At 58.6% G+C, this 9,697-nt stretch carries 12 protein-coding genes and 1 pseudogene; 3 read left to right on the top strand and 10 right to left on the bottom strand.

Annotation, left to right across the window (positions count from 1 at the left end; translation table 11 throughout):
• Positions 1–121 precede the first annotated feature (121 nt).
• Positions 122–436, bottom strand: coding sequence for a P-loop NTPase fold protein (locus IB258_RS08855; RefSeq protein WP_192352462.1), 315 nt, complete (start codon positions 434–436; stop codon positions 122–124).
• Between the two features lie 306 nt (positions 437–742).
• Between IB258_RS08855 and IB258_RS08850 the strand changes: the two are divergent.
• Positions 743–1,084, top strand: a pseudogene (locus IB258_RS08850) (transposase); the annotation flags it as partial.
• A gap of 76 nt (positions 1,085–1,160) precedes the next feature.
• On the opposite strand, the gene IB258_RS08845 reads toward IB258_RS08850, so the two are convergent.
• Positions 1,161–2,363 (bottom strand): diguanylate cyclase, encoded by a 1,203-nt coding sequence (locus IB258_RS08845; protein ID WP_192352461.1) that lies wholly within the window; start codon positions 2,361–2,363, stop codon positions 1,161–1,163.
• 169 nt (positions 2,364–2,532) lie between these two features.
• Here IB258_RS08845 and IB258_RS08840 point away from each other — a divergent pair, with 169 nt between their 5' ends.
• Positions 2,533–3,588: an RNA methyltransferase gene (locus IB258_RS08840; RefSeq protein WP_192352460.1), complete on the top strand. Its 1,056-nt coding sequence runs from the start codon at positions 2,533–2,535 to the stop codon at positions 3,586–3,588.
• A gap of 72 nt (positions 3,589–3,660) precedes the next feature.
• On the opposite strand, the gene IB258_RS08835 is transcribed toward IB258_RS08840, so the two are convergent.
• From IB258_RS08835 to IB258_RS08800, 8 genes are all read right to left on the bottom strand, one after another.
• Positions 3,661–4,434, bottom strand: a complete 774-nt coding sequence (locus IB258_RS08835) for a M15 family metallopeptidase (RefSeq protein WP_192352459.1) — start codon at positions 4,432–4,434, stop codon at positions 3,661–3,663.
• Between the two features lie 213 nt (positions 4,435–4,647).
• A complete protein-coding gene (locus IB258_RS08830; RefSeq protein WP_192352458.1) occupies positions 4,648–5,298 on the bottom strand; it encodes a phospholipid-binding protein MlaC in 651 nt (216 codons plus the stop codon).
• Positions 5,299–5,373: 75 nt separating this feature from the next.
• Positions 5,374–5,973, bottom strand: coding sequence for a hypothetical protein (locus tag IB258_RS08825; RefSeq protein WP_175164141.1), 600 nt, complete (start codon positions 5,971–5,973; stop codon positions 5,374–5,376).
• A gap of 265 nt (positions 5,974–6,238) precedes the next feature.
• Complete coding sequence (locus IB258_RS08820) at positions 6,239–6,622, bottom strand: cytochrome c (RefSeq protein ID WP_175164143.1); 384 nt, start codon at positions 6,620–6,622, stop codon at positions 6,239–6,241.
• Positions 6,623–6,802: 180 nt separating this feature from the next.
• Positions 6,803–7,642, bottom strand: coding sequence for a hypothetical protein (locus IB258_RS08815; protein WP_054453784.1), 840 nt, complete (start codon positions 7,640–7,642; stop codon positions 6,803–6,805).
• 57 nt (positions 7,643–7,699) lie between these two features.
• Positions 7,700–8,311: an LON peptidase substrate-binding domain-containing protein gene (locus tag IB258_RS08810; RefSeq protein ID WP_192352457.1), complete on the bottom strand. Its 612-nt coding sequence runs from the start codon at positions 8,309–8,311 to the stop codon at positions 7,700–7,702.
• Positions 8,312–8,320: 9 nt separating this feature from the next.
• The gene (locus IB258_RS08805) at positions 8,321–8,728 is read right to left on the bottom strand and encodes a carboxymuconolactone decarboxylase family protein (protein WP_192328106.1); all 408 of its coding nucleotides are present in this window, start codon (positions 8,726–8,728) and stop codon (positions 8,321–8,323) included.
• Positions 8,729–8,834: 106 nt separating this feature from the next.
• Positions 8,835–9,179 (bottom strand): GFA family protein, encoded by a 345-nt coding sequence (locus tag IB258_RS08800; RefSeq protein ID WP_175213491.1) that lies wholly within the window; start codon positions 9,177–9,179, stop codon positions 8,835–8,837.
• Positions 9,180–9,268: 89 nt separating this feature from the next.
• Here IB258_RS08800 and IB258_RS08795 point away from each other — a divergent pair, with 89 nt between their 5' ends.
• Complete coding sequence (locus IB258_RS08795; protein WP_054453774.1) at positions 9,269–9,697, top strand: VOC family protein; 429 nt, start codon at positions 9,269–9,271, stop codon at positions 9,695–9,697.

Here is a 9,697-nt window from a genome sequence, read left to right as displayed (position 1 = left end):
TGAGAAGAGCCACGTCGATCACTCCTGTCTCCTGCACGGGTACCGAGCAGGATAGTGTTCACGAGGTGGGTCAGAATTAGATGCAAATCAAACGTAAAAGTGGGTCAACTCTGCCTGCAAATCAACAGGCACCAATCAGATTGGTCGCATTTCCAAATGCCGCGGCATATTGGCCCATTCCTTTTGCGAGCGCGGCAACCTTATCTACTTTTTGAAACGTCGGATACGCAACAGCCAAGATTTCTGTATGTAATTGATCCACATTCGAAACACCATAGAGACTAACGTAAAGCGATTCATTCACTGGGACAATTCGTCGTACTTGATACGTTTTTCCCGTTCCCCAAGCCCCTGTCACCAGAACGGCATATCCTGGGCTCGTCAATTTAATATAATAATTTAGAAAGTCCCTTAAATGATTATTGCTCGGCACCATTTCGCCCAACCTCTCGAACAAAAATTAACTATTAGAACCAATTATTTTTGAAATAAAGAGCATGAAAAAAATTATCAGAGTGCAATTTCATTACCAAAATTATAGTCTGACACCTTGTATTCTTGCCTCGGTGGCGAACAGCTATCACCACAGCGGTTTCGACGAGTTTGCTCTGAAACCGAAAGCCTGGACTTTGCGATAAAGATTAAACCTTGATCCGCTCTTCTGAGCCAGCGGGACACCGGACGATAGCTAAGGGCATTGAGACACCCTGCGTGTACAAGGCAAGTGGGCGCAGCGGACATCATGAGTATCATGACGGGAGCTAAGTCTATGTTCTTTCTCGGAATAGATGTGTCGAAGGCCAAGCTCGATTGCTTGCTTCGCGTAGACGGCACCACAACACACAAAACAAGGGCTGTACCCAACACCGCCGCCGGCGTGCAAACGCTATTGGATTGGTGCATCAAGCACGGTGCTCAGCCCGAACAGATTCACGCCGTACTCGAACCCACGGGCCAATATCACGCACAGGCCGCCACTTTGCTGCACGATGCGTCGATGAATGTCTCGCTGGTTAACCCAGCACAGGCACGAGACTTCGCTGGATCTAAGACCGATGGGATCGGCAGCTATGTGCCGGCCCGTTGAAGATAAGGTGTCAGACTACAAATTTCTCAGCTCTTAGGTAGCGCAATTGCAGTCTGCCAGCTATTTTTTTATTTCAAACCATTGCTGATTTAGCGCCCTCAACCGAAACACTGACGCCGACGTCGGCCGATTCGATCCGATTGCGCCCTGCCGCCTTTCCCCTATAAAGAGCAGCATCGGCCTCGCTAAGCGCATCCTCCAACTCATGCACACCATGAAACGGTGGCGAAACTCCAATAGTGACCGTGCAGCGCAGCACATCGACGGAGCCCGTCACTTTGATTGCCTGATTCTCAACGCTGGCACGCAAACGTTCCGCCAAGTGGATTACACGGTCCTCATCAGCTTCCAGAAAAACAGCCACAAACTCTTCCCCGCCAATACGCCCCGTCAAGTCACCGCTGCGAACCGTGGAACGAAGTATGTCCGCGACTTGGCAAATCACTTCATCGCCGGCCTGATGCCCATACGTGTCATTGATACGCTTGAAATGGTCGACATCCAACAGCAGCAATCGAGCCGCTCCGGCATTCCGAGAATTAAAAGACCGGGTCAGCGCCTCCTGAAGTCCCCTGCGATTGAGCAGGTCCGTCATGGGATCGCGCGCCGCCATATTGCGCAGGCTATCCGTCAGCCGCCGCAGCACCAGCCAGACGATGGAAGGCGGCACGATGGTAGCCAGCGTTGACATGTAGATATAGAAGATCATTTGAAATCGACTATCCATGTGCAGCGCATCCAGGCCGCCATCTACGATTTTCAAGAACTTCAGCGCGTTCAGAATACAGATTCCGCCTATCAGCAACGCAAAGAAGAACATCTCTCCGTACAAATCTTTTGCGAAAGTGCGGACGCCGTAGATCACGGTTATGGTCATCACAAAGAAAAGCACGCTCGCCATCGCCGCAAGCATGGCGTAACGCGCGGTGGGTCCCGCACCCCATTGCACCAGGCATTGCGCAATGCCATAGGCCACGGAAAATATGATCAACGTACGCCACAATCGGACCTGCCGCCCAAAGAAGCGCATGGCGCCTAGCCAGTAGGCGATCGGGGCAGCCAGCGTGAGGGTGTGGTTGACGACGCTCATCGCGCTCCAGGCGGGTCCGCCTTCAACCAGTTGCAGGATATAAGCCAAGGCCAGCAGGAGATTGCCTGCGGCGAAAAAATCCATCCCCATCCTGTTGCCGGGCAAGCGACGGCTAATCAGTAGAAACATGACCGAAAAGCACAACAGATGTGCACACAGCATGGCAACTAGAGTGGATGCAACCATAACCTTGACGTGGAGAGACGAAAAAAATCCTGCGCTGGAGCCGCTAAATCGTAGGCAGCGACATTAACCAGGGAAACTCGGACCGGGTCAAGTGCAACGGCAGTAGTCTCCAACGAGACCATCTACCCGCCGACAGCCCTCTCCAGGCGCAGGGTAAAATGCGCCCCCCATGCGCTATTCCGACTTCGACCAACGCCTCGCCGCTCTTGGCGCCCTGCCCGTCCATCGCGGCCGGCTCCTGCGCGTCTGGCTGCAAGGGCAAGCGCTCGACACCGGCACGCGACGTCGGAGCGCCGAACACTTCCTGCCTCTTGCGCTACGCGACGCCGTCCCCGCCTTGACGGAGGAACTGGACGCCCTTGCCCGCGTCCGCTCCGAACACGCCGGCAACGACGGCTCGCGCTTGCTGGTCGAGCTCGCCGACGGGCAAATGGTGGAAAGCGTGCTGTTGCCGCGGGACGGACTCTGCGTCTCCACTCAGGTCGGCTGTGCGGTCGGCTGCCGCTTCTGTATGACCGGCAAAAGCGGCCTGATCCGTCAGGTCACGAGCATGGAAATCCTTGCCCAAGTCGTGCTGGCGCGGCGTCAGCGCGCGGTGAAGAAAGTCGTGTTCATGGGCATGGGTGAACCGGCGCACAACCTCGACAACGTGCTCGAAGCCATCGACCTGCTCGGCACGGAAGGCAATATCGGCCACAAGAATCTCGTGTTCTCCACCGTGGGTGACTTGCGCGTGTTCGAGGCCCTGCCGCAACAGCGCGTCAAGCCTGCGCTGGCGCTGTCGCTGCACACGACCAAGGCGGAACTGCGCGCACACCTGCTGCCGCGAGCGCCGAAAATTGCGCCGGAAGAACTGATCGAACTAGGCGAGAAATACGCTCGCGACACCGACTATCCGATTCAGTATCAATGGACCTTGCTCAAGGGTATCAACGACGGCGACGACGAACTTGATGCGGTCGTGCGTCTGCTCAAGGGCAAGTACGGGGTGCTCAACGTCATTCCCTTCAATAGCCTTGAAGGGGACGATTATCAGCGCCCCGATACCGAGCGCATCCACGAGATCGTCCGTTCTCTGCAAAGCCGTGGCGTGCTGACCAAGGTGAGGAATAGCGCCGGGCAGGATGTGGATGGGGGCTGTGGGCAGTTGCGCGCTCGGGCTGTAGGCACAGCGCAGGTGGTTGAACTGCGCCGCATGCGGATTGCAAAGCTGGAAGCTACCTAGGCCGGAACCGCCCGTAGTCTGAATCTTTCTCTGCTTGCGGATTCACGGGTAGTTCCACGGAGATTCGCCCTGTCAGCCAGTCACAGATGGAATTTTGTAGGTTCCATTTTGAACCGCCTGCTGAGCGCGTATGGGATCGTGTTCCCAATGCCATGGCTCACCGCTGACAGTGCGAACGAACCCAAACCGAGGCGCGTTCTGTTTTAGCCACTCATAAACCTCGTTGCCGTCCGCGCCTGCGACAGCGATATCGATGGCGATCCCGTTCTGGTGGTTCGAGTTGCCGGGCTTCGCAGCCAAATTGAATCCGGGAAGACGCTTGACATACCCATCCCACAGCATCTTCTGCTCCGGATAGGATCGGAACCCGCTATTGATGGTGAGGTTTACACCTGACGACTTCGCCTTACCCACCATTTCCAGATATGGCGTAACGGTATCAATGGAAAGACGCTCAATTTCCGTTGTCGAATCGACTATTTCGACGAGATCGATCTGGCCAATGTAGGCGCCATGCGACCACGCGGCGTTAGGACCGAACTTTCCGCTTCCAGCCCCGGGTTTGAGCAGATCGAGCGTCTCATTGATAAACGAGCCTTCGAAGTTCTTTGTCGAGGTCCAGCCAAGTGGCTCGCCGTTTTCTCGGACGGCATGCGCAAACAGGGCGACCTTCTTTGCTCCCGTCTGCAAGCGCTGAATCGCGTCAACACGTATGACGATCCCTTGCGGTATTTTTTGAATCTCTCCATTGGCCGTTTCGAAAGCCATGAGATTGTTTGCTTGCCTCACCCGCGCGTCGGGATCCGAGACGGTGAAGCGGTTGCTGAGATAGCTACGTTCAAGCATAGGTCCTCCATTTAGGCGCTTGCCTGAAATCAGATCGGAACACTACGACACACCTAGCTGTGCAAATACTAAAATGGATGCCGGACTAAAATTGACACAGTATCCAGGTTTCGAAACTGTAGTTCGACCACCATTTCCCAAGCGGAGATCAGCCGACCGGTAGCCGGTCGGACAGTTTTCGAGTTCGGCCGCATGGCCGGCGTTGCAGCCAGATCAGTTATCGACCCGGGCGCGGAGCTTTTCCAGAACGTTTTCGACCGAACTGGACTTGATAATGGAACTGAAATTCGAATAATAAGTCTGCTGAACGGACATCCCGCTCGTATACATTTCGACCACCTGCCATTTACCGTCAATGTAAAGAAGTTGAAACGCCATGGTGAACTCGTTGGCCTTCGATTTCGCCGAATAGTAAATGCAGTCTGCCGTTTTCAGCGTGAGGCAGGTGATCTGAATCACAGTCGCCGAGCCGGGCTTGCTTCGGACCATCTCCCCAGACTCCAACACAAACTGCGAGGGTAACGAGCCTTCGAAGGCGCCTTGAAGGGTCCTCATCAGGAGCCGGCTATAAAGATCAACGGCTTCTGCCTGCCTTGACGCTGACATCGATCCCCACGCTGGTCCCAGTACAACTCGCGTCATGGTCTCGGTTGCCACCAGGCGCTTGAAGGTGGGGCCAACACGCTGAGCGAACGCTTGCTTGGTCTCCTTCTGCGGGCTCGCTATAGCTAGAAGTGCCGCTGCAACCTTCTTGGCATCGGCATCCGGTTTTTGAGAGGGCTGAGCGGTTCCACTTCCCGGCGATCCCATCAAAAGCAAGCCCAGCAGCAGAAGTTTCGGAAGTACGTTTTGCATCTTTTTCATCCAGCAGCCGTGGAGAATGCACGCGTCCTACGCAAGACGCCTGTGCTCAATGAGCAAACTGCGGGTCGCGGGGCGCTACTGTTTAGCGTTCGCGGCATCCCCGCCAGGCTTTGCAGCGTTGCTGCCAGCCTTTAACTTCGCGCGTTCCGCGTTGCAGTCAAGTTCCAGCACCACTTTCCCCGTGTCCTTTTCCGTGACCTTCGACGCCAGCTTCAGGTCTTTCGGGTTGCCCCGGTCCTTGCATGCTTCGTATGCATAGCCTTTTGCGGAAGCGAGTAGCAACCCAGGATGGCGCGGAGCGGTAACCGCCGCTTTCCACTGCCCGGATTGTTCCTGCCAGTACGCCTGATACTTCGTGGTGTCCTGAGGCGGGCTTATTGCTGCCTGGCGTTCCTTGGTTTTAGCTCGCTCCGCGTTGCAGTCCAGTTCCAGCATGATCTTGCCGGTAGCCTTCTCCGTCACTTTCGCGGCACGGTTCCAAAGCTTGGGATTACCGCGATCCAAGCAAGCCCGATGCGCAGCCCCTTCCGCAAAATTCAGATCGGTCCCAGGTTGATTTTCCGCTGGCCCCTTCCACGCTCCCGCAGGATCCTGCCAGGTGGCGATGTATTGCGCGGCAGCCGGACCAGCCAGCAGCATGCCTATCACACCCGCACCGCATAGCCAATTTTTCATGATCGCCCCCCATTCATTTTTTGAACGAGTAGGTTATTCGTGATTGTGGTGTGAGTAACTAGCCCGAAAGGAGCAATCCGATGCTTCCGGGCGATGCGGCGGCACAGCCGTAAGCTTCCCCTTCCCGCCCCAACCCATCAAGTCCGTCGAATCCGATGAATGCCATCTCGTCCGCGTTGATCCGGATCGCAAAAATGACCAGTCGCAACCTTGGCGACGCAATTTCGAGCGAGTTAGATAGCGGAGCCAACCGGGCAACACGGCGTCACCGGCTCTTGGAAATCACATCGCTCATGTACTTGTTCAAATCGCGAAAATCCTGAACGGTCCAGGCGTGCGGCGCCAACTTCACGCCGTTCTCCCTCAACGTTCTCGGAATCAGGTCTCCGTTCGGACGAAGGATTACCGAGGAGACGATGACGCCCGGATAATCATGGAGTCGCTTTTTGAATGCAGCAGTTGTGAGGTCGGGCGTGGGAGGACTGCTTTTCTTGGCCAACAGCCCCGTGCCCTTGATATCTGCACCATGGCACATCGCGCATCTCTGGGTGTAGAGATTCTTCCCGTTGACGCTTTGTGCAAAGGATGGCGATGGTTGATTCAACACCACCACTCCCAGCGTAGCGATGAGCAATTCCCTTGCTTTCATTTGGTCTTGTCGTATCACGCAAATTGACGGGGTGCCGAGTATAGACCCGCAAACGTGAAATAGCCGCTCTTGGCCGAAGGCTGGAATTTCGGCCGGCTAGACCAAGTCCATCAACGACTTACATCGCCATGCCGCCAGACGACACTTGGGAAGGCCCGCGCTTGGCAATTGCCCCTGCCTTCAATCATCCCCTCCCCCCGACGCATTCCTCGCCTCCGCCAACGCCACCGTCAAATGCATCACCTTCTTCTTCAACTGATCCCTTTCATCCGTCAGCCGAGTCAGCAACTCCCGTAACCGCGCCACCTCCGCCGGCAAATCCGCAATGTTCTCAATAGGAATATCCGGCACAGCCTCACGCGGTGGCGGCGCTTTAGCCTGGCGGACCTCACGAGCCGCCTGCTGCAATTCCTTCCTGCCGCCAGCCACAGCAGCAGCCTGCCGCTCAGGCGGCAACGTCGCCACAGCCGCCGCGGCATTGATGGAGATAGCCCCATCCTTCACCGCCCGCACCAGTTCCGGCGCCGCAGCCTTCTGTATCTTCTCGATCTGCCCCAAGGTATTGCTGCTGATACGCGCAGCCCGAGCCAGAGCCTGGCGGCTCAGCGCCTGCGACACGACTGCGGCCGGCAGCGGCGGCGGTTCGCCGGAGTCTTCGTCCCAGGGCGGATCGTCGGGCGCGGGCGCAGCCGCGGTGCGCGCCTGCAGGATTTCCTTCTTGCGCAGCGCCAGCACCCCGCGCTGGAAGTCGGACACGCTGCGCCGACCCAGGTGGTTTTCGATCATCCAGAGGTGCACGTCCTCGATGGATTTGAAGGAGGTGTTCTGGCGGGTTTCGAAGGGGATGCCGTGCTTCATGCACAGGGCATGGCGGTTGTGGCCGTCGACCAGCAGGTCGCCCCATAGCACCAGGGCGTCGCGGCAGCCTTCGGCGAGCAGGCTGCGTTCCAGCGCCTCGCGCTCGTCGTCGGTCAAGGGGTCTATGTAGGCGCGCAGGCCCTCGTCTATCCTGATTTCCATGGTGTCCAAATACGGTTACGCCCAGCCCGGTATCTATACGAGGCCCTGGCATCTTTCCTAAGCCAGCCCCTGCCCCCGCAGCACGTCCTGGATCGCCGCCAGGCGCGCCACCGGGTCGGTCATGGCGAGCAAGGCGGCCTTGTCGTCGGGCGGCAGGGGCAGCAGTTCGCACCAGCGGTCGGCGACCCAGCCGCTGTCATCCAGCCGGAACGGCGGGCCCAGGGGCATTCTTTCGGGGGACACGCCATCTTGCTGCCATTGGGCCACCAGGCGTCCCAGCGCGTCGGCGCTGGGCTGCATGGCTGCCGGCACGGGTGCACGCGGGTCGTCGGGGATGGGCTCGGCCTGGCCCATCCAAAGGCCGTATTTTGCCACCTCGCTGGAAAGCAGCCGGAAGCGGCTGGTGCCGACGCAGCGCAGCTCCAGCAGGGCCGGCATGGGCGCGTCCCAATCTGCGATGCGCGCCATGGTGCCGACGGGGGCCAGGGTCTCCACGCCTTCCGGCGTGCGGACCTCCTGGCCCGACAACAGGCCGACCACGCCGAATTCGCTGCCGTCCGCGATGCAGCGGCGGATCATGTCCAGGTAGCGCACCTCGAAGATGCGCAGGTGCAGCACGCCTGCGGGGAACAGCGCGTTGGATAGCGGAAACAGCGGGATCAGAGACATGGCGGCCTCCTATTTCACGATGAATGCCTCGTCGACGGGCACCTGCATGGCGGTGACCATGGCATTGGTCTGCGCGGCCATGCCTATTACGCCCAGCAATTCGGCATGCTGGCCGTCGGTCATGCCCTTGGCGCGGGCGGCGGCGGTGTGGGAATGGATACAGTAGGTGCAGCCGTTGGCGGTGGACACGGCGATGTAGATCATTTCGCGCATCAGGGGAGAGAGTTCGCCGTCCGCCATCATGACCTGCTTGAGCTGGCCCCAGACCCGCTCAAGCTGCGGCGGATCGTTGGCCAGGGCGCGCCAGAAGTTATTGACGAAATCCGACTTGCGCGTGGCGCGGATGTCTTCGAACACGGCCCAGGCTTGGGGGCTTTGGCGGACGTCGTCGTCGGACAGCAGTTTTACGGTGCTCATGCGGCGCTTCCCTGAAAACTCGTTCAATTCGATGAAAAGACATGTCACGCGCTAGCCATATCGCGCGGCGCGCGCTTGCCCTATGATGTAGCGCGGTTCGCGGCGCTCAGACGCTGCGGCCGTCGTACGGGATGCGGGGCCAGGCGTTCAGATCCACGTTTTCCAGGCAGCGCACGTTTATCGCTGCTGTCTCTTCGCCCTTGGCACCCACGCCGAAGCCGAATGGCGCGCAGCCGCAATTGGCGCAGAAGTGGTGTGAAATCACGTGCTTGTGGAACCGGTAGGTCGACATGGCGCTGGCGGGCGTGGCAAGGCGCACGCTGGCGCGGGGCACGAACCACAGCAGATAGCCTTTGCGGCTGCAGTGCGAGCAATTGCATTCCAGTACCTGGGACGGTTCGCCATCGACTTCGAACGCGATCTGTCCGCAATGGCAGCTTCCTTTCAGCATGGCCGGGCTCCTTTGTACGTGGGGTCAGGCTTCCATCATAGAGCGGCGCCGCCCTCCTGGCACCGTCCGTTCGTCACCCTGGAGACATCATGCCCCAACTATCCGCCTACCTCAGCTTTGACGGCAATTGCGCCGAGGCCATGCACTTCTACGAGCGCGTGCTGGGCGGGCGGATGGAGGCCATGATCCGCTATGCGGACGCCCCGCCCGACGCCGCCATGCCGGTCTTGTCGGACGAAGACGCCGGCCGTATCATGCACGCCCGCCTGGGCCTGGACGAGCAGACCCTGATGGGCAGCGACGCGACCGCCGGGCATCCCTATCCCGGCAAGCAGGGCGTGGCGCTGGCGCTGGCCTATCCCACGGTTTCGGACGCGCAACGCGTCTTCGACCTGCTGGCCGACGGCGGCAGCATCACCATGCCCTTGCAGAAGACCTTCTGGGCCGAGGCCCATGGCTCGCTGATAGACCGCTACGGCACGCGCTGGATGGTCAGTGGCGGGCGCGTTTCCCACTAG

It is taken from the genome of Achromobacter sp. ACM02 (assembly GCF_014851605.1).
GTDB lineage: Bacteria > Pseudomonadota > Gammaproteobacteria > Burkholderiales > Burkholderiaceae_B > Achromobacter > Achromobacter aegrifaciens.
Note: the sequence above shows the minus strand (reverse complement) of the source record. Positions and strands in the feature narration are given on the sequence as shown.